Origin of the sequence: Ruminococcoides intestinale (assembly GCF_040095935.1) — a bacterium.
Classification (GTDB): Bacteria; Bacillota; Clostridia; order Oscillospirales; family Acutalibacteraceae; genus Ruminococcoides; species Ruminococcoides intestinale.
Map to the genome: position 1 here is coordinate 47,290 of NZ_JBBMFQ010000007.1, position 19,848 is coordinate 67,137.

The following is a 19,848-nucleotide window of genomic DNA, read 5'->3' on the forward strand; positions in this document are numbered from 1 at the left end:
TTTATAATCGGAAGTTGTGATAACAATTAGCAAGACTTTTGTATATTTCTGTCGGTATCGCAAGATTTCCTTTTCCGACTCCAAGCGAAATATCGGGTTTTGTTGCTCCGTGGAAGTCACTTCCGCCGCTTTTCAAAAGACCGTATTCGTCACAGATTTTCTCGGCAAGCTCGGTTTCGGCTTTGTCAAAAAGCGAATAGTACGCCTCCGTTGCGTTAAGACCGCAAATCTTTGCTTTTGGCAGAAATTCTCTCAATTCATCTTCGTTCATATTGAGAAACGGGTGTGCAAGAACGGATATTGAACCGAAACCTTTCAGCTTTTCAATTATATACAGAGATGACGGCCTTTTCGGCGGAACATAGTAGCCGAACTTCGACATAAGCAAGGTTTGAAATGCCTCTTTGACAGAAGAAACATAGCCCTTTTGCATAAGAGCGGCGGCGATGTTTGCACGGTTTACAAAGCCGTCAACCGTGCTGTTTTTGATTTCGTCATAGTCGAGAATATAGCCGTCTTTCGCAAGATTTTTAACGAGCAGTTTGTTGCTTTCCTCCTTTAATTTTTGCGACTCAGCCATAATTTCGGTTATGTCTGAATAGTTTTCTTTCTTGATAAACAGACCGACAATGTGCAGCTGCTTTGAATTGTATTCGGTTGAAAATTCAATCCCCGCAACGGTGGTTACGCCGTACTTTTTACCTGCCGAAACAAATTCGTCAAGCCCTGCAACCGTGTTGTGGTCGCAGAGTGCAACGGCGTCAAGCCCGATTTCTTTGGCTTTTAAAACGATTTCCGTAGGTGAAAATGTGCCGTCCGAAAATGTTGAATGTGTATGCAAATCGCAGAACATAAAATTCCCCCGATACAAAATGGAGTGGGATAATTTTACCCACTCCATTTTAGCATATACGGTTTGCAAATTCAACGCAGATGAATATTTCACACAAGCTTTTTCAGTTTCAGTGCAAGGTTGGCAATGTGATTTACTCCGTTTCTGAAAACATAGTCAAACTCGCCGGCATAGGTTTTGACTTTGCCGTTAAATCCCTGTTTAAAGCGGTAGACACCGTAGTTTTTATGCGTTTCGTCATACCAATAGGGAATACCGCAAAAATCGTATGTATGGCAACCGCTCTCAATTGCGTACTTAATCATCGTCCATTGCATAAGATAATTCGGCATATATTTTCTGTATTCGTTTGATGAACAGCCGTAAACATAGCTTGCAACATTTGCATAATTTACAAGCAATGCACCCGACAAAACTTTTCCGTCAAGCTTTGTGATACAGAGCTTTGCGTTGCCGTGAAATGCCTGTAAAAAATTTCTGAAATATTCTTCCGAACGGATTTCAAAGCCGTCACGCCTGCCTGTTTCTTTCATAAGCTCCATAAAATCGTCAAGCTCATCTTCACCGCAGAATTTACACTCAACGCCTTTCCTCATTGCAAGGCGAATGTTGTACCGCCATTTTGATTTAAAATTTGCAAAAACTTCATCACACGATTTATCTTTTATGTCAAGCACATAATTTTCTTTGCATTGGGTGTTGTCATATCCTCGTTTTTCACCGTGATAAACAAAGCCGAGGTCAACAAGATTTTTAATCGAGATAAAGTCGGTTTCGTCAATCAGCGGATCGGTTTTGAGTGTGTATGCGTGATATTTTTCTGCAATCAGCTTTATCTGCTCAAATATTTTTCTGACGGTTTTACTGTCGTGAGTGTCGCATACAAAGCCCCTCGGTGCATAAAGCATTGCCGTGTTGAGAATCGGTATTTTCTTTACAAGCACAAGTGTACAGCCGTTGATTTTTCCGTTTTCGTCACGAACGGCAACATACTCGGGAATCCAACCCTTTTTAACCTTTGCCCAGTCTGCCGACTGCATAAAGTTTCCGTATTTACTGTTTTTACAAAATTCCTCATACTCTTTAATATCCATAAAAAACAAGCCTTTCGTAAGTGTATCTATACTATACAAAAGGCTTGTTTCTGAAATTGTTCAAAAATGTATCATAGTTGTTTCATCAGCCATAATAATCAAATTGTTCGTTGTTTATTTTGCTGTATTCCAAAAACGGCTGTGGGCAGATGTTGATGCTGAAAGATTCGGAACTTGCCTTAACCGTTATTGAATCGGAACTGACACCCCAGTATTTTATGAGTGCATCGTACAGCTCCTGTCTATAACTGTCGCTGTATTCGGTTCTTCCGTACAGCTCCTGTTCATACGGAATAGAAATTTCACTCCCGGTAACGCTGTCCGTCAGGTAGGTTGTATCAATGTTAAGCTCATAAATTGTGAAAGTTTCCATATCAAACAGCATTGTTATGTTTAGTCCGTATTGTGCGCCCTCTTTGGCATAGTTGCATGTTACAAACATAAAATCGGACGAAACAATTACATTACCGTCAAGTGTTCCGCGCATTGTAAGTTTGTAACCGCTGCAGCTGTCAAGTGTAAAAAACGGCCGAATGTAGCCTGCAATATTGGAAAATAATTTTGTGTCTTTAAGCGAATTTGCAAGATTGCTTAACGCTTTTTTTGCATAGCTGATTACAGTTTCTGTTTTCGGAGCATTGTTTTGAAGAACCCAAACGGTATCTTCGCTTGAAATGAGTTTCAAAAATTCTCCGCCGCTCAAAGTGGTTATATCGGCGGTAAGTTTAAATGTTTCGGCTGTGTTTCCGACAGAACCCCGATTGTCCGTTACCGAATAATAAAAGCGGGGGAGAAACACAACGGTTGCGACTACGGTCAAGGTGAGCAAAGTGCAGATGATATATTTTGCGGATTTTTTAAGGTTAAATTTCTTCATCTTCAAAGCCCTCACTTTCCGTAGAATTATCGGCAAGACTTACCGTAAAGCTGATGTCCGTACCCTTGCCGACTTCACTGACAATTTCAAGAGTTGAGCCGTGAAGCTTTGCAATTTCATTGCAGATTGAAAGCCCGAGTCCGGCTCCGCCCATACTCCTTGAACGGGATTTGTCAACCATATAAAACGGTTCGGTAATTTTGGCAAGGTCATCTTCCGCAATTCCGCAACCGCTGTCGGTAACGCAAAAACGGTATCTGTCGCTGTCAACATATCCCGTGAGTGTAACAGGCTTTCCGCTCTCACTCGCTTTACAGGCATTGTCAATCAGGTTGTACAAGAGCGTTTTCAAGAGTGACGGCTCTGCGTTGACTTCTGCTTTTTCAACATTTAATTTGAGCTTTACGCCGTATTTTTTCAAAATAAAGAGAACAGACTTTTTAATGTCATCGGCAATTATGTCCGTTCTGATGTTTACGGCTTTGATTTCATCATTTTTCAAAACTATAAGGTTTAGCAGATTGAGCGAAAGTGCTTCAAGCCGACTGCCCTCTTTGTAAATAAGGTCGGCACATTCTCTGCGTTGTTCAGGCTCCATTTCGTAGGAACGGAGCATATCCGCATAGCCGATAACAGAGGTCAGCGGAGTTTTTAACTCATGGGTAAAATCCGCAATAAAGTTGTCACGATTCTGTGTCGCAAGCTTTAGCTGTTCAATGTAGTCTTCAACATAATCTGCCATGGTGTTAAAGCTCTGCGAAAGCTCGGTTATTTCGGTTGAGGATGTAATGCCGTGGCTTTCCTTTACTCTCATATTAAAGTTGCCCTCGGCAACTTCCTTTGACGCATCCTTTAACTTAACAAGCGGTCTTGTCAAAAGCTTTGAGAAGATTACAAGCAGAATTGATGCAAACAACGCAACGCCTATGAGAATGAACTGATAAATTGTGCAGTACATATCACGGTCGCTGTACACGCTTGTTATATCGTCAACAGTTTCAATATAACAGCTTTCGCTTACAAGCTGAATTTTGCTTATTGTCTGAATATAGTATTTTTTGTTTTCAGTAACGATTCTGCTTTTTCTGGAGTTTACCGACATACCGTAGACAAATTCATTTTCTGCCGAAAAGCTGAGCTCGTTTATTGAACCGATTTTGATTTTAGAATCCGAATTGCCTGCAATTTGTTTTGCAAATCCGATTGCCGAAACGCGCAGATATTCCAAGTTTCCGTAGGTGGGCAGATTGTTGTCTGCATATACCGAAAGTGCCGTTGTGATGTAATTGTTGTTCTTTTTGGCTGAGTCAATGCGGTTGTTCAGCGTGTTTGTAAAAACGGTGTTGATGAGGAGAAAACCTCCCACACCGAAGGAAGTAATTATAATAAGAAAGGTAATAAAAAATATTTTCCACGAAAATTTCATTAGGGCTTTCCCTCCGCTTATTCAACAAGACGGTAACCGACTTTATACACAGACTGAATGTTGTCTTTTAAATCAAGCTTTTTTCTTAACCGCTGAATATGCAGATCTACGGTTCTTGTATCACCCATATACGGTTCATTCCATACCCTTTCGTAAATCATTTCACGGTAAAGGGCAATGTTTTTGTTGCGTACAAAAAGCAGAAGTATTTCGTATTCCTTTAATGTAAGGTCAATTTGTACTCCGTTTTTGGTGACTATTCTTGAATTTGTGTCAATTACTATGTCTTTAAAGCTGAGTTTTGTTTTTGCCTTGTTGTATCTTCGTAGTATCGCATCGACTCTTGCCTGAAGTTCCGAAATGTTAAACGGTTTTGTTATGTAATCGTCAGCCCCCAGGTTAAGCCCGTAAACCCTGTCCGATATATCTGATTTTGCAGTAATGAAAATTACGGGTGTGTCAAAGCCTTTGATGTAGTCCATAAGCTCAAAACCGCTGATTTTCGGCAACATAACATCAAGCAGAATAAGGTCAAAGTGCTTTTTCTCCAGAACATCGGCACAGCTTTCGCCGTCAAACACACAATCGGTTTTGTGCCCGTGCCGAGAAAGAGCCATTTCAATAAGATTTGAAATATTCTTTTCGTCCTCAACAATCAATATGTCAGCCAACAACCCCACCTCCAAGACACAGTTTATATTGCCATTGTATCATAGATGTATCATTTTTTTCAAATTATTCTTTTTTTGCAGAGCTGTATCCAAAAATCGGTTAATGCAGAATATTGTCAAATTATGTGCAGCTGTTAATTATTTCACGAACCGTGCTTGAAAACAAAGTCTAATAATGGTATTATTTTATGCAAGCAAAACATTTTGAAAGGAAGATTACAATGGGTAATTCTAAATCGGTAAAAAAAGGCGTTGCAGTTGTAACGGCAGTTATTGTGCTGTTGTTATGGTTTGCGTTTCGGTAGTTTGCAATTTGCTTTCAACAAAAACAGAAAGCTCAAATCAGACATATCTTGATGACGCAAAGGCTCAGCTTACAGAATACAGCGATAACTATAACTACACTAAATTTGAGTTTATGAACTCACTTTTTGAAAAGGCAAATGTAATTGCAAGTGTTGTTACGGAAAATACTTCGGCTGAAACAAATGCCGCACTTGTAAAGAACCTCGGCATCAATTCATTTGTTATGACAGACGCTGACGGCAAGATTATCGCATCGTCAGACGATAAAAAGGTCGGCACAAATTTCCTTGATGACGAAACAACAAAGCAGTTCAAGGCTAACCTCAAGGGTATGAAGGTCAAGAGCATTTCAGAGCCGACAGCCGTTGAGGGCGAGGACGGTGTGTATAACCTCATGGCTTGCGTTGCAAGAACAGAGGGCGGCATTGTTATTATTGATACAAATACAAGCGACTATTCGGCTGTTATCGGTGCTGATATTGCAAAAAGCTGCAAGGGTGATACAATCATCGTTAAGAACGGCGAAGTTGTAAGCACAAATATGAACCTTGGCGATAACGGTCTTAAAAGCGCAGGTATTACAGACGAAATGATTCGTTCGGAAAATTTCAATGTTACAATCGACGGCACAACATATTCACTCAGCAGTATGCCGTCAGGTGAATATACAATCATCAGCGGACAAGCTGCGACAGAAAGCGGTTTCAATATGATTTACGGTGACGTAATTCCGTGTGCCGCAGGTTTTGTAATGATTATCATTTCCGGAATTATACTCAGCCTTGGCACAACAAAGAAAAAGGAAAACGAGTAATTGTTAATTACAGCATACAAACAAGAAGTGGATATTTTACGAAATTTGTATGTAAAATGACGAAAAGGTCATAAATTCAAGAAATATCTCCGAAAACATTGTGCTTTAGCACAAAGAATATTGTGCCGAAAAATATTGCATAACCATATTTTGATGATATAATAATGGCATAAACAAAAAAGACGCAAAGCAAAGGAGCTTCTGAAAAGGAGGCTCCTTTTCTGTTTATCTTTTTTGGTATCTTAAAAAGGGGAAATTATTATGACACCTGAGAAAATTGTTGAAAACCATAAGAAATATGTCCTCCAGTCATGGAGCAAGCAGGGTAATCTCAATCCGATTCCCGTTGCAAAGGCAGACGGAATTTACTTTTACGATTTTGACGGTAACAGATATACAGATATGTCATCACAGCTTGTAAACCTCAATCTCGGTTACAGAAATAAAGCAATCGGTGATGCAATCATCGGCGTGAAAGCTGATATGGCTGACCATATTTCTTCAAGAAAGCTTGAATCGGCATTTGAACGAACAATTTATTCCTACAAAAAGCACTGGGGCGGTTTTAAGGTGGACAACATGATGTTCTATGTCCTCAATGACTTTTCCGATGACGAAATTGAAAGCTTAGCCGAAAAAATTCAGTCGGAAAAGGAGAGGTATATAAGCGTCAACAAGCTGTATGTGGTAGTGAGCAAAACAAATAACAAGCTGAAATCACTCCCGAAAACATACCAGATTGTTTTAAGAATGTTAAGGCTTGCCGTCCGTACAGATATGACGCCTATGTTCTATGACCGACTTGAAGTTAAAAAGCTGATTCTTGCGGTTGACGATATTTCGTTGCTTGAAAGTATCTATAACGAAAATCTCAAAAAGCTTGAAGTGTATGACCGTGACAACGGCACGGATTATATGAGTTTTTTAAGACTTTACCTAAAGTATGACGGAAGTGTTCAGAGGGTTGCTCAGGAAACCTTTGTTCACCGCAACACCATAAATTATCAGCTTGCAAAAATCAAAAAGATTCTCGGCAATAACCTCAAAACCTTTGAAGAACGATTCAAAATTATATTAGCATTTGAAGTTCGTGATGTGCTTTGACCGCCTCCGTCACCGTCACGATGTTAATACTGAAAATCCCCCGACAGCCTAACGGAAACCGCTGTCGGGGGATTTTTTATGTGTTTGTTGTAGCTGTATTTATTTGAGTAACTGATACTAATTGATATCAATTAGTATCAGTTACTATCAGTCAGAGTTAGCATAAGTAAAAAAGAACCGATACAAAAAGTATCGATTCTTCTTTGGTGCGGGTGACATATTTTGTGATAAATCAAAGTTTCAACCTCGCCAATGTGGCTCGTGCATAGCTAAATTATCATCAACGCTCTCCCTAAAAACAGTCCACCGGACTGTTTTTTTACGGTCGCCTTCAAGTCCTGTCCTAATTTTGTTTCATAAAGAAAAAGGGTAGGTAATACAATATTACCTACCCTTTTCTTTGGTGCGGGTGACAGGACTTGAACCTGCACATCGGTTGACACTAGAACCTAAATCTAGCGCGTCTGCCAATTCCGCCACACCCGCTTATTAAATTGAAAGTTGAAAATTGAAAATGGAAAATTATTGGTTCTTTGCTGACTTTAGTATAGTAACCAAAATTTTTTCAATTTCAACACAATCATCTAAAATAGATTTTGTTTGATTTTCAGACAAATATTCTGTAGCACCCAACAATTTTATCCAATATTTTGTTTCGGATGCTTCTTTTAGGGCTATGCTTATTTTTGATACAAAATCAGGCTTGCTTTGTGCCTGTTGGGATTCGGTGACATTAGCACCGATACTTGTGCCTGCACGAAGTAACTGTTTGGACAGAATGTATTCTTTTTTCTCTTCACACAAAAATTTATATAATCGTACAATTCTTATTGCAAACTGAAAACTTTTGTTTTCTATAACATTATCCATAATATTCGTGTATATCAAAATTGCGATTATTGCAGAGAACAGAAAATTAAAAATTTTCCACTTTCCATTTTCAATTTTCAATTTCTGCAAGACCTACCGTTAGATAATACTATAAATATCAGCAAAAGTCAAGTATAAGCAAGCAGTATATTATTACTGCTTGCAGAACACGATGCCGTCTTTTTTACTGATTGACTTGATTTTTGCCAAAGATTCAACTCTTATGCCCATATCACGAACGAGGTTACCGCCGCCCTGATAAGCTTTTTCGATAACAATTCCCGCACCTGCTGTTTTTGCGCCTGCTTTTTCAATCAGCATAAGAAGTGCCGTTAAGGCGCTGCCCTTTGCAAGAAAATCGTCAATGATAAGCACATTGTCTTCTTTACTCAAAAATTCCTTAGAAACAACTATGTCATAGTCCTTTTTATGAGTGTATGAGTGGACGGTTGCGTTGTATGTATCGGAATAAATATTGATTGTCTTTGTCTTTTTTGCAAAAACAACCGGAACACCAAAATACTGAGCCGCAAGACAGGCAATGCCGATTCCCGATGCTTCGATTGTCAGAATTTTTGTTATGTTTTCATCCTTGAAAAGCCTGTAAAATTCCTTGCCAAGCTCACATACAAAACTGACATCAATCTGATGATTGAGAAAGCTGTCAACCTTTAACACATTGTCGGCACCAATATGTCCGTCTTTAAGAATTCTGTCTTCTAAAAGTTTCATATCAATCTCTTTTCTGAAAAATAAAATAGTAACAAACAATACGATAGATTATACTACAAATATTTGCACATTTCAATTGATTTTTGTGATATTCCATGCCTTATTTTTCTTATTTTCGGAAAATATTAAATTCAGACACAAAAAAGGCAGTCGTGATAAAGCGACTGCCCCTGCGGTTTATACTTCAATATTTTTAATTGAATCAAATTCGTCCATGATTTCTTTTGACGGCTTTTTTGAAAGAAGAGAAACAATAACATTCACAATAAGTGCAAGTCCGAAGCCTACAACAAGTGAATAAAGATTTGTTGCCGCATAAAGCGTCTGACCGTTTACAATTGGAATATAGTCCCATATGATAACTGTCAGAGCACCTGTTGCCATGCCGCTGATTGCACCCGAAAGTGTTGAGCGTTTCCAGAAAAGCGCCAGCAGAACAACAGGTCCGAACGCCGAACCGAATCCTGCCCATGCATCCGAAACAAGTCCCATAATGCTTGATTTAGGATTAAGTGCAATGAAGAATGCGATTATAGCAACAACTGCAACTGCAATTTTGCCGACCAAAAGCGAGCTCTTTTCGCTTGCATTCTTTTTAACAGCACCTTTGTAAAGATCCTCCGAAACAGCCGACGCAGTGACGAGAAGCTGACTGTCTGCTGTTGACATAATTGCGGCAAGGATTCCGCAAAGGAAAATACCGCCGATAAAGATAAGCACGCCGTTGCCTGAGAAAAGCTGCTGGATTGTTCTGATGAATACAGATTCGCTTGTTGCATCGTCAAGCTGTGCTGTAAGGTAGCCTCTTGCGATAAGACCGATAAGGCATGACGCAGTAAGTGAAATAATTACCCAAACAACAGCAATTTTTCTTGACTTCTTGATTTCTTCATTGCTCTTTACAGCCATGAATCTGACGAGAATATGCGGCATACCGAAGTAACCGAGTCCCCACGCAAGGTTTGAAATAATCGAAACAGCCGAAACAGGAGTTCCGTCACCGTTTACAAAGAAGTTAAGGAACTGAGCAGGCTGTTCAACACCTTTTGCAGCAAGTGCAGAACTGAAGCTTGTGTCAAATGTGAGAATTGCATATGCAAGCACCGGAACGGTAAGGATTGCAACAATCATCATAAGTCCCTGAATGAGGTCGGTTGTACAAACTGCCTTGAAACCGCCCATAAATGTATATACAAGAATTACTACTGCGGCAACGATAAGACCGATAACATAAACCCGATTGTAGTTTTCGTCACCGCTTGCGCTGTCCGAGAAGAGCGTAGCAAAAAGCTTTGCGCCCGAACTGAATGCCGACGCTGTGTAAACCGTGAAGAAAACTGCTATGATTGAAGCCGAAACAATCTTGATTATGTTTTTATGGTCACGGTAGCGATTTTTGAAAAAGCTCGGAATAGTGAGCGAGTTGCCTGCCACAATGGTGTATTTACGAAGTCTTGCCGAAACAATGTACCAGTTGAGAATTGTGCCGATAAGAAGTCCTACGGCAATCCATGCCTCGCCTGTACCGGCAAGGTATACAGCGCCCGGAAGTCCCATCAAAAGCCAACCGCTCATATCAGATGCCTGTGCCGACATTGCGGCTGTCCAACTGCCGAGGTTTCTGCCACCGAGAAAATAGTCCTCATTGTTCTTGTTGCCCTTTGAGCAAACAAAGCCTATTACGATCATAATAATCATATAAGCTATAAATGCACAAAGAACTATTATGTTGTTTGTTGTCATTATGCCCCTCCTGAAATTAAATTTATAAATCAAATACCTTTTAATTCTACCAAAAATGAATAAATAAATCAAGTGAATTGCAGTATTTAGGACTTTTATGCAGATAATTTGTGCATTTGCAAAAATTCAGGAGTAACATTTTGCACATAATTACGAATAAAATAACTTTTATATGCATTTAAAGGGGGATTTTGTGTTGATTTGAAGAATCAAAAGTATTATAATTACATTGATTGCAAATTGACTGTAAAAGGTATGTGGAGAGATAGAAATGAATATGGTAAAAAGAACTTGGGCTGAAATTTCACTTAATGCAATTGAGCATAACTATAATGTAATAAGAAATAAGGTTGCAGACGATACAAAGGTCTGTTGTGTTATAAAGGCTGACGGCTACGGCCACGGTGCAGTTGAGCTTTCACAGGTTTATGAAAAACTCGGAGCGGATTTTTTTGCTGTTTCAAATATTGACGAGGGTATAGAAATCAGAAAGAGCGGTTCAAAACTCCCTATTGTGATTCTTGGCTACACTCCCGTTTCAGAGGCTGAAAATCTTGCTGAATATGATATTTCTCAGGCTGTTTTTTCACTTGAGTATGCAAAAGAGCTTTCTGAAAAATGTGTTGAAGAGGATTGTATCTGCAAAATGCACATCAAGGTTGACTCGGGAATGTCAAGAATCGGCTTTATGTGTCAGGAATTTCCACGGGATGAATATTCTATTGAAGAAATTTGTGAGGCTTGTTGCCTTCCGAATCTTGAGGTTGAGGGGCTTTTTACTCATTTTTGTGTGTCTGATGAAGATGCCGAGGGCAGAGAGTTCACAAACAAGCAGTATGAAAACTTTATTCATGTGCGTGACAGCCTTAAAAAGCGAGGCGTTGATATCAGCGTTGTTCATTGCTCAAACAGCGGTGCAATTGAAGATTACCCCGAAACCTGTTGCGATATGGTAAGAGCAGGTATTATCCTCTACGGACTTGCTCCGTCATCAAAGCTTGCCGACAGACTTGACCTTGTTCCTGCAATGACTCTTAAAACAGTTGTCGCTTTTGTAAAAGAGGTTCAAAAGGGTGCAACAATTTCCTACGGCAGAACTTTTACAGCCGACAGAAAGATGAAAATTGCAACCGTTCCTATCGGATACGCTGACGGATTCATCAGACAGAATGCAAAAGACGGCTATATGATGGTAAACGGAAAGAAAGCGAAAATTGTGGGCAGAATATGTATGGATCAGACAATGCTTGATGTTACCGATATTGAAGATGTCAAGACAGGTGACGAGGTTGTCGTATTCGGTACAGGCGAAAACGGTGAGCCTACTGCAGATTCACTTGCCGAAAATACAGGAACTATAAACTACGAAACCGTTTGTCTTGTCGGAAAGCGTGTTCCGAGAATTTACATTAAAGACGGAAAAATTGAGAATGTGATGTATAAATTATGAGATTACTTGCTGTTGACGGAAACAGTATTGTAAACCGTGCGTTTTACGGAATAAGACCGCTTACTACAAAGGACGGTCAGTTTACAAACGCAATTTACGGATTTCTTACAATGCTGTACAAAATTAAAAATGAAGAAAATCCCGATGCCGTGGCGATTGCCTTTGACCTGAAAACACCGACCTTCAGACACAAGGCCTATGCAGGCTACAAGGCAACACGAAAGGGTATGCCGGAGGAGCTTGCGTCACAAATGGAACCGCTGAAAAAGCTTCTTACCCTTTTAGGCTACAGGCTTGTTACCTGTGAGGGCTTTGAGGCTGACGATATTCTCGGTACGCTCGCCAAGGCTTGTGAAGGAAACGGAAACGAGTGCGTTATTGCAACAGGTGATCGTGACAGCCTTCAGCTTGTGTCGGACAAAACAAGCGTTCATCTTTGCTCAAACAAACAGGATATACTCTATACCCCCGAAAAGATTCTTGAAACTTACGGTGTAACTCCAAAGGAGCTTATAGAAATCAAGGCGATTCAGGGCGATACTTCGGATAATATTCCCGGAGTTGCGGGAATAGGACCAAAGGGTGCAGGCGACCTCATTCAGAGATATCACACGGTTGAGTATATCTATGACCATCTTGATGAACTTGAAATCAAGGACGGTGTGCGTAAAAAGCTGACTGCGTCAAAGGAAAATGCAATTCTCAGCCGTATGCTCGGTGAAATAAACTGCAACGCTCCTGTTGACACAAATGTCGAAAATTATGTTGTAGATATGAAAGATGCCGATGAATGTGCCGGATTTATGGCAAAACTTGAACTGTTTTCTTTAATAAAAAAATACGGCATCAAGGCTGACAAAAATGCAAAGCCCGAAAAGGTTGAGAAAAATTCGCTTGAGGTTGTGTCTGATTTTGACGAAAATGAACTTTTAAAAAATGTTAAGTCAGAGAAAAAGCTCTATCTCAACTTTGAAACAGAGAATAAAGAATTAAAATCCTTTGCCGTACTTTTTGACGGCAAGGTGTATATAAGCACGGATGAAGAACTTTTTGTTAAGTTTATTGCCGACAGTGAACTTGAAAAGTACACAAGAAACATCAAAACGCTCTATGCTTATGCCGATGAGAAAAATATTGATGTTGAAAATATTGTGTTTGATATTGAGCTTGCGGCATATCTGATTGAACCGTCGTCAAAGGATTATTCGGACAAAAATCTTTGTGCCTCTTACGAAATCGCTCTGCCTGTCTGCACTGATGAGCAGAATGAAAAATACGAGGCATTTGCCTGTTACGCAGAATTGTGCGAAAAACTCGGAGATAAAATCAAAGCTCACGGTCAGGAAAAGTTGTTAAGTGAAATTGAAATTCCGCTTGCAAAGGTGCTTGCAAGAATGGAAAATATCGGTGTCTGTGTTGACCGACAGGGCATTGAAAGCTACGGCGAAATGCTTTCTGCACAGATTAAGGAGCTTGAAACCGCAATTTACGAAAGTGCGGGCTGTGAGTTTAACATCAATTCTCCCAAACAGCTTGGCGTAGTTTTATTTGAAAATCTCGGACTCCCTTGCAAAAAGAAAACGAAGAGCGGTTACAGCACAAATGCAGAGGTGCTTGAAAGCCTGAGGTATGAACATCCCGTTGTTGAAATGGTGCTGAGATACAGAACGCTTTCAAAGCTGAATTCAACCTACTGCGAGGGACTTTTAAAGGTCATTGCAGATGATGGCAGAATCCATTCAAATTTCAATCAGACCGAAACAAGAACAGGCAGAATCAGCTCAACAGAGCCGAATCTCCAGAATATCCCCGTAAGAACCGAGCTTGGCAGAGAGATGAGAAAGTTTTTCTGTGCAAGAGAGGGCTGGGCGCTTGTTGACGCCGACTATTCGCAGATTGAACTCCGTGTGCTTGCCCATATTTCGGGTGACAAAAATATGATTAAAGCGTTCAAGGATAACGAAGATATCCACGCAATCACAGCGTCACAGGTGTTCAATATGCCGCTTGATATGGTAACTCCGATTATGAGAAGCCGTGCAAAGGCTGTTAACTTCGGTATTGTTTACGGAATCGGCGCATTTTCACTTGCAAAGGATATCGGTGTTTCAAATAAAGAGGCAAAGCACTACATTGAAAGCTATCTTGCCCATTACAGCGGTGTTGACAGCTATATGAAAAATGTTGTCGAAAAGGCGAACGCTGACGGCTATGTTGAAACGATGTTCGGCAGAAGAAGAAATCTTCCCGAACTCACCTCGAGCAAGCATATGATCCGTGCATTCGGTGAAAGAGTTGCAAGAAATATGCCTATTCAAGGCACAGCCGCAGACATTATCAAAATTGCAATGATTAAGGTTGACGAGCGAATGAAAGCCGAAAATCTCCGTGCAAGGCTTGTGTTGCAGGTTCACGACGAACTTATTGTCGAAGCTCCGCAGGATGAGAGCATGAGAGTTGCACTCATCGTTCAGGAAGAAATGGAAAACACAGTTAAAATGAGCGTTCCGCTCACAGCCGATGCGGCAATCGGAAGGACTTGGTATGATGCAAAAGGATAACAGAACGATTGCCTTTGTTTGCACGGGCAACACCTGTCGCAGTCCCATGGCAGAGGCAATTTTTAATGATATGGCAGAGAAAAACGGCGTTTGCGTCAGGGCGGAAAGCTTTGGCATTGCGACCTCAACGGGACTTCCCGTGTCGGAAAATTCCGTGATTGCCTGTAAGGAAATCGGAATTGACCTTTCGGGCAAAGCTTCAACAGCCGTGGCTGATGCCGACATTGAAAAATACGAAAAGTTTTACTGTATGTCGCAAAGTCACGCAAAAATGTTGATGCAGTTTTTTCTTGTACAGCCCGAAAAAATCGCCGTGCTCGGTATAAGCGATCCCTACGGCGGCGACATTGATGTGTACAGACATTGCCGTGATGAAATTGTTAATTCTGTAAAGGAAATATTAAAAGCGTATGAAAATTGACAGAATGACCGAAAATCAGCTTGAGGCGGTTGCACAGCTTGAACAGCAGTGCTTTTCGCATCCGTGGTCGTTTAACAGCCTTGAAGAAGAACTGAACAACGAAACCTCGCTGTTTTTTACCGCAACGGAAGATAATGCCGTTGTCGGATATATAGGAATGAGCGTTATTGTTGATGAGGGTTACATTTTTAATGTTGCCGTTGACGGTACACACAGAAATCGGGGAATAGGTTCGGCGCTTGTTGAAACGCTTGTGACCTATGCCAAGAAAAATAACCTTTGCTTTCTCACTCTTGAGGTTCGTGAAAGTAACGGGAATGCCCGTTCTCTCTATGAAAAATTCGGATTCATCAAGGTGGGAGAGAGGAAAAATTACTACTCATCTCCAACCGAAAACGCTGTTTTAATGACACGCTGTTTTTGACATATATATGTAATAAAACATTATATTAATGATATTACGGAACTTCATCATAAATGTTTCGTAGTGAAAGGAAAATTATGAAGATACTCGCAATAGAATCGTCCTGTGACGAAACTGCGGCAGCGGTTGTTGAGGACGGCAGAAACATAATCTCCTCTGTGGTTGCTTCTCAGGTTGAGGAACACAAGCTTTACGGCGGAGTTGTTCCCGAAATCGCATCACGCCGTCACGCAGAGGCAATTGTTCCTGTTGTAAGACAGGCTCTTGAAGATGCAGACTGCAGGCTTTCCGACATTGACGCAATCGGTGTTACATATGCCCCCGGACTTATCGGAGCGTTGCTTGTGGGAGTGAATTTTGCAAAAGGACTTTCACTTGCAACAGGAATCCCGCTTGTTCCTGTTCACCATCTGCGTTCACACATTGCATCAAATTATATTTCAAACAAAGAATTAAAACCGCCGTTCCTTTGCCTTGTTGTGTCGGGCGGTCACAGCCATATTGTTATGGTTGAGGACTACACAAAGATGAAAATTATCGGCAAAACCCGTGATGATGCCGCAGGCGAGGCTTTTGACAAAGCTGCAAGGACAATGGGAATGCCGTATCCGGGCGGAATTGAAATGGACAGAGTTGCGGAAAACGGCAATCCGTTTGCATTCAAGCTCCCTCGTCCCGCAGTTCACGATGCACCGTATGATTTCAGCTTTTCGGGACTTAAAACAGCCGTAATCAACCTCATCCACAATTCGGCACAAAAGGGTGTTGAGCTTAACAAAGCCGATGTCTGTGCATCATTCCGCTATGCCGTTGTCGATTGCCTTGTTACAAACTTTATCAAGGCGGCTGAAGACCTGGGACAGAAAAAGCTTGTAATCGCAGGCGGTGTTTCGGCAAATTCACTTCTCAGAAGAACCCTTGCAGAAGAGTGTAAAAAGCGTGATTGGGAAATGTATATGCCCGAAAAATCTCTTTGCGGTGATAATGCCGCCATGGTCGGTTCACAGGGATATTACGAGTTTCTCAGCGGAAATATTGCAGGAACAGACCTCAATGCTTTTGCTACAATGAGCATTGAAAAAGGCTGATTTATTCGCAAATAATCACTAAAACACTTGCTATTTTATCAAGAATATACTAAAATAGTGTTAATAAACCGAAAGGACGATTTAAAATGAGCAATCCTATTGTTACTTTTGAAATGGAAAACGGAAAAACAATCAAGGCGGAGCTTTATCCCGAAATTGCTCCGAATACTGTAAATAATTTTCTCAGCCTTGTAAACAAGGGTTACTATGACGGTCTTACATTTCACCGTGTAATCTACGGTTTCATGATTCAGGGCGGTTGCCCCGAAGGCACGGGTATGGGCGGTCCCGGATATTCAATCAAGGGCGAATTTGCCGTGAACGGCTTTGAAAACAATCTCAAGCATACAGAGGGTGTTCTTTCAATGGCTCGTTCAATGATGCCCGACTCAGCAGGCTCGCAGTTCTTCATTATGCACAAAAACGCTCCGCACCTTGACGGTCAGTATGCCGCTTTCGGCAAGGTAATTGAGGGTATGGATGTTGTCAATGAAATCGCAGAGTGTGACACAGACTATTCCGACAAGCCTCTTGATCCTCAGATTATGGCAAAGGTTACAGCCGAAACCTTTGGTGTTGACTATCCCGAGCCTGAAAAATGCTGATAGTTAAGAAAGGAATTTTAAAATGAATGTTTTGCTTGCAGGCGGCGCCGGATATATCGGCTCGCACACTTGTGTTGAACTCATCAACGCAGGTCACGATGTTGTAATTGCAGATAATTTTTCAAACAGTTGTCCCGTAGCGGTTGAAAGAGTTGAAGAGCTGACAGGCAGAAAAATTCCGCTCTATGAGGCCGATGTATGTAACAGAGATGCCGTTGAAAAGATTTTTTCTGAGAATAAGATTGATGCGGTAATTCACTTTGCAGGTCTTAAAGCAGTAGGTGAAAGCTGTGAGAAGCCTGTTGAATATTACCGTAACAACATTGATTCAACGCTCACTTTGCTTGAAGCAATGAAAAAACACGGTGTAAATAACTTTATTTTCAGCTCAAGTGCCACGGTTTACGGTACTCCGGAAACTGTTCCGCTTGTTGAAACAATGCCAAAGGGTTCTCCTACAAATCCGTATGGCTGGACAAAGTTTATGATGGAACAAATTCTCACAGACACCGCAAACGCAAATCCCGATATGTCTGTTGTTCTTCTTCGTTACTTTAACCCGATCGGCGCTCACGAAAGCGGCAGAATCGGTGAAGATCCTAACGGAATCCCGAATAACCTTATGCCGTACATAACACAGGTTGCCGCCGGCAGACTCAAGTGTCTCGGTGTTTTCGGCAACGATTACCCTACGCATGACGGCACGGGTGTGCGTGACTATATCCATGTTGTTGACCTTGCAAAAGGTCATGTAAAGGCTATTGAATATTCCGCAGAGCACAAGGGAACCGAGATTTTTAATCTCGGAACAGGTGTGGGCTACAGCGTTCTTGATATTGTAAAGGCTTTTGAAAAGGCAAATTCGATTGAAATTCCTTATGTTATAAAGCCACGCCGAGCAGGCGACATTGCAGAATGCTTTGCCGACGCAACAAAAGCCAAAAAAATACTTGGATGGATTGCCGAGAAAAGTCTTGAGGATATGTGCCGTGACAGCTGGAACTGGCAATCTCACAATGTGAATGGTTACAAATAACAAATAAATGATATTTTATTTGTGCATTCCTACAAAAAAACAATATTTTGTCAAATAATCAGTCAGCAAGAGTTTTTAGCATTGACTTTTGGTGGTTGATTGTTGTATAATTAAACTGCTTATAGAAGCATTATCACATAAGGAGGAAAAGAAAATGTTCAAAAAAGCACTTAGCCTTTTACTGTCTATGATGCTTGTTGTGACATCACTCGTTGCAACTGTAGTGAGCGTTTCTGCTGCCGGCGATTCATATTTCGTATCCGGTTCTGAAGAACTCACAGGTTACAAGTGGGCTGAGACTGAAGCAACTTGCGGAGATAATGTAATGACAGAAAACGGCGATGGTAACTACGAAAAAGTATTTACCAACGTAGCAGTCGGCAACGGCTACCAGTTCAAGATCGTTAAAAACGATACAGAGTGGATTGGTGTAGGCGATACCGGCAATGACAACTTCACATTCAATGTTACAAAGGAATGTGATGTAACAGTAACTTACAACCCTACAACAAATGAAATCACTGCAACAGGTGAAGGTGTTGTAATTCCGAAAGAACTTGTTGTTGACCACATTACAGTCGTTGGTAACGGTGAAGATGCATGGCTCAACGGTAAGGACTGGAAGGTAGATGCTGAAGCTAACTACATGACAGAAACATCTGAGGGTTCAAAGGTTTACCAGATTAAGTTTGAGAGCCTTGACGCTTATGAGAACTATCAGTTCAAGTTTGCTGCCAACGGTTCATGGGCAGATAACTGGGGCCTTCCTGAGCAGGGCACAGCTCCTCTCAATGAGTGGTTTGACCTTACATACAACGGTCAGAACATGATCATTGATACAGATGCAGCTGGTTACGAAGACGGTTATGACATCGTTCTTACACTTGACCTTTCAAACTTTAACTATGCTACAAAGCAGGGTGCAAAGGGTAAGGTTGACATCGTTACTGATGCAGAGCCTACAACAGTAGCAGAGCCTACAACAGTAGAGCCTACAACAGCAGAGCCCACAACAGTAGCAGAGCCTACAACAGTAGCAGAGCCCACAACAGTAGAGCCTACAACTGCAGCTCCTGCAAAGGGTCTCACAGTTACAGCTACTTCAAACCTCTTCCCTGAGAAGCAGGTTACTCTCAGCGCAGATAAGAAGACTGTAAAGGTTACATATATGTTCCAGTCTAAGGATAAGGACATGTTGGACTTCCAGTGGGATATGAACTACGATGCAAATGTACTCAAGCCAACAGCTAACACAACCAGAGCTAAATCATTTGAATATCCAAAGATTGGTAGTTATGTTTGGAATTCTCTTCCGGGTGTAATTAAAGCTAACGGTAATACACTCAGCCTTTATGACACAACATCAAAGGAAATCGTATTTGCTTCTGCTGAGTTTGAAGTAATTGATCCTGAGGCTACAGCAACTACTGTTAATCTTGATGTACAGGTACTTCGTCTTTCAAAGGTTGATCCTGCAACAGACATGGAAATCGGCGATGAAGAAGTTTCAGTTGCTGACAAGTCAATCGTTGACCAGGAAGTATTTGATAAGTATGTTGTAGCTAATAATACTGTAACAGATCCCGACGCTTCAGAAGAGCCTACAACAGCTCCTGCTGCCGATACTACATATGTAGTTGCCGGTACAACAAATCTTACAGGTTATGAATGGGTTGGTACACCTGCTGCAGCTCCTGAAAATGTTATGACAGCTGACGGCAGCGTATTCACAAAGACATTCTCTGCTGTTCCTGCCGGTAAAAACTATCAGCT

The 19,848-nt window shown here is 41.1% G+C and carries 18 protein-coding genes, 1 tRNA gene and 1 pseudogene; 11 read left to right on the plus strand and 9 right to left on the minus strand.

Annotated elements, in window-relative coordinates; all coding sequences use genetic code 11:
• Position 1: 1 nt before the first annotated feature.
• The 5 genes from WMO31_RS10150 to WMO31_RS10170 all read right to left on the minus strand — a co-directional run bounded on the left by WMO31_RS10150 (position 2) and on the right by WMO31_RS10170 (position 4,921).
• Positions 2 to 853 carry a PHP domain-containing protein gene (locus tag WMO31_RS10150; RefSeq protein WP_195230286.1) on the minus strand — a complete coding sequence of 284 codons (852 nt, stop codon included), beginning with the start codon at positions 851 to 853 and terminating at the stop codon, positions 2 to 4.
• Positions 854 to 942: 89 nt separating this feature from the next.
• Positions 943 to 1,947 (minus strand): lipid II:glycine glycyltransferase FemX, encoded by a 1,005-nt coding sequence (locus tag WMO31_RS10155; RefSeq protein ID WP_195230300.1) that lies wholly within the window; start codon positions 1,945 to 1,947, stop codon positions 943 to 945.
• Positions 1,948 to 2,032: 85 nt separating this feature from the next.
• Positions 2,033 to 2,824 (minus strand): hypothetical protein, encoded by a 792-nt coding sequence (locus WMO31_RS10160; protein WP_195230301.1) that lies wholly within the window; start codon positions 2,822 to 2,824, stop codon positions 2,033 to 2,035.
• Complete coding sequence (locus WMO31_RS10165; protein WP_367999643.1) at positions 2,811 to 4,250, minus strand: sensor histidine kinase; 1,440 nt, start codon at positions 4,248 to 4,250, stop codon at positions 2,811 to 2,813. Before WMO31_RS10165 ends, WMO31_RS10160 begins: the two co-directional genes overlap by 14 nt.
• A 17-nt stretch (positions 4,251 to 4,267) precedes the next feature.
• Positions 4,268 to 4,921 carry a response regulator transcription factor gene (locus WMO31_RS10170; RefSeq protein ID WP_118099666.1) on the minus strand — a complete coding sequence of 218 codons (654 nt, stop codon included), beginning with the start codon at positions 4,919 to 4,921 and terminating at the stop codon, positions 4,268 to 4,270.
• Positions 4,922 to 5,234: 313 nt separating this feature from the next.
• Between WMO31_RS10170 and WMO31_RS10175 the strand changes: the two genes are divergently transcribed.
• From WMO31_RS10175 to WMO31_RS10185, 3 genes and pseudogenes are all read left to right on the plus strand, one after another.
• Entirely contained in the window at positions 5,235 to 6,041 is an 807-nt protein-coding gene (locus WMO31_RS10175) for a hypothetical protein (protein WP_367999644.1), read from the plus strand.
• A 261-nt stretch (positions 6,042 to 6,302) separates the two neighbouring features.
• Positions 6,303 to 6,506 (plus strand): annotated as a pseudogene (locus WMO31_RS10180) (aspartate aminotransferase family protein); the annotation flags it as partial.
• Positions 6,507 to 6,956: 450 nt separating this feature from the next.
• Positions 6,957 to 7,145, plus strand: coding sequence for a helix-turn-helix domain-containing protein (locus WMO31_RS10185; RefSeq protein WP_242956395.1), 189 nt, complete (start codon positions 6,957 to 6,959; stop codon positions 7,143 to 7,145).
• Between the two features lie 401 nt (positions 7,146 to 7,546).
• Here WMO31_RS10185 and WMO31_RS10190 read toward each other — a convergent pair.
• The 4 genes from WMO31_RS10190 to putP all read right to left on the minus strand — a co-directional run bounded on the left by WMO31_RS10190 (position 7,547) and on the right by putP (position 10,490).
• Positions 7,547 to 7,631 (minus strand) — tRNA-Leu (locus tag WMO31_RS10190).
• A gap of 36 nt (positions 7,632 to 7,667) precedes the next feature.
• On the minus strand, positions 7,668 to 8,096 hold the full coding sequence (locus WMO31_RS10195; RefSeq protein ID WP_417135931.1) for a four helix bundle protein: 429 nt from the start codon (positions 8,094 to 8,096) through the stop codon (positions 7,668 to 7,670).
• 72 nt (positions 8,097 to 8,168) lie between these two features.
• On the minus strand, positions 8,169 to 8,747 hold the full coding sequence (locus WMO31_RS10200; protein ID WP_117911791.1) for a xanthine phosphoribosyltransferase: 579 nt from the start codon (positions 8,745 to 8,747) through the stop codon (positions 8,169 to 8,171).
• A gap of 177 nt (positions 8,748 to 8,924) precedes the next feature.
• Entirely contained in the window at positions 8,925 to 10,490 is a 1,566-nt protein-coding gene (putP, locus tag WMO31_RS10205; protein ID WP_367999645.1) for a sodium/proline symporter PutP, read from the minus strand.
• 271 nt (positions 10,491 to 10,761) lie between these two features.
• On the opposite strand from putP, the gene alr reads away from it, so the two are divergent.
• The 8 genes from alr to WMO31_RS10245 all read left to right on the plus strand — a co-directional run.
• Entirely contained in the window at positions 10,762 to 11,940 is a 1,179-nt protein-coding gene (alr, locus tag WMO31_RS10210) for an alanine racemase (protein ID WP_046433361.1), read from the plus strand.
• Entirely contained in the window at positions 11,937 to 14,501 is a 2,565-nt protein-coding gene (polA, locus tag WMO31_RS10215) for a DNA polymerase I (protein WP_367999646.1), read from the plus strand. The genes alr and polA overlap by 4 nt, the downstream gene beginning before the upstream one ends.
• Positions 14,485 to 14,922 carry an arsenate reductase/protein-tyrosine-phosphatase family protein gene (locus WMO31_RS10220; protein WP_303807676.1) on the plus strand — a complete coding sequence of 146 codons (438 nt, stop codon included), beginning with the start codon at positions 14,485 to 14,487 and terminating at the stop codon, positions 14,920 to 14,922. The genes polA and WMO31_RS10220 overlap by 17 nt, the downstream gene beginning before the upstream one ends.
• Positions 14,912 to 15,346, plus strand: coding sequence for a ribosomal protein S18-alanine N-acetyltransferase (gene rimI / locus WMO31_RS10225; RefSeq protein ID WP_303807675.1), 435 nt, complete (start codon positions 14,912 to 14,914; stop codon positions 15,344 to 15,346). The genes WMO31_RS10220 and rimI overlap by 11 nt, the downstream gene beginning before the upstream one ends.
• Positions 15,347 to 15,423: 77 nt before the next feature.
• Positions 15,424 to 16,434 (plus strand): tRNA (adenosine(37)-N6)-threonylcarbamoyltransferase complex transferase subunit TsaD, encoded by a 1,011-nt coding sequence (gene tsaD, locus WMO31_RS10230; RefSeq protein ID WP_015523408.1) that lies wholly within the window; start codon positions 15,424 to 15,426, stop codon positions 16,432 to 16,434.
• 86 nt (positions 16,435 to 16,520) lie between these two features.
• Positions 16,521 to 17,039, plus strand: a complete 519-nt coding sequence (locus WMO31_RS10235) for a peptidylprolyl isomerase (protein WP_021883199.1) — start codon at positions 16,521 to 16,523, stop codon at positions 17,037 to 17,039.
• 22 nt (positions 17,040 to 17,061) lie between these two features.
• Positions 17,062 to 18,075 carry a UDP-glucose 4-epimerase GalE gene (gene galE, locus WMO31_RS10240; protein WP_367999647.1) on the plus strand — a complete coding sequence of 338 codons (1,014 nt, stop codon included), beginning with the start codon at positions 17,062 to 17,064 and terminating at the stop codon, positions 18,073 to 18,075.
• 154 nt (positions 18,076 to 18,229) lie between these two features.
• On the plus strand, positions 18,230 to 19,848 hold a 1,619-nt coding region (locus WMO31_RS10245; protein ID WP_367999648.1), incomplete at its 3' end, for a hypothetical protein.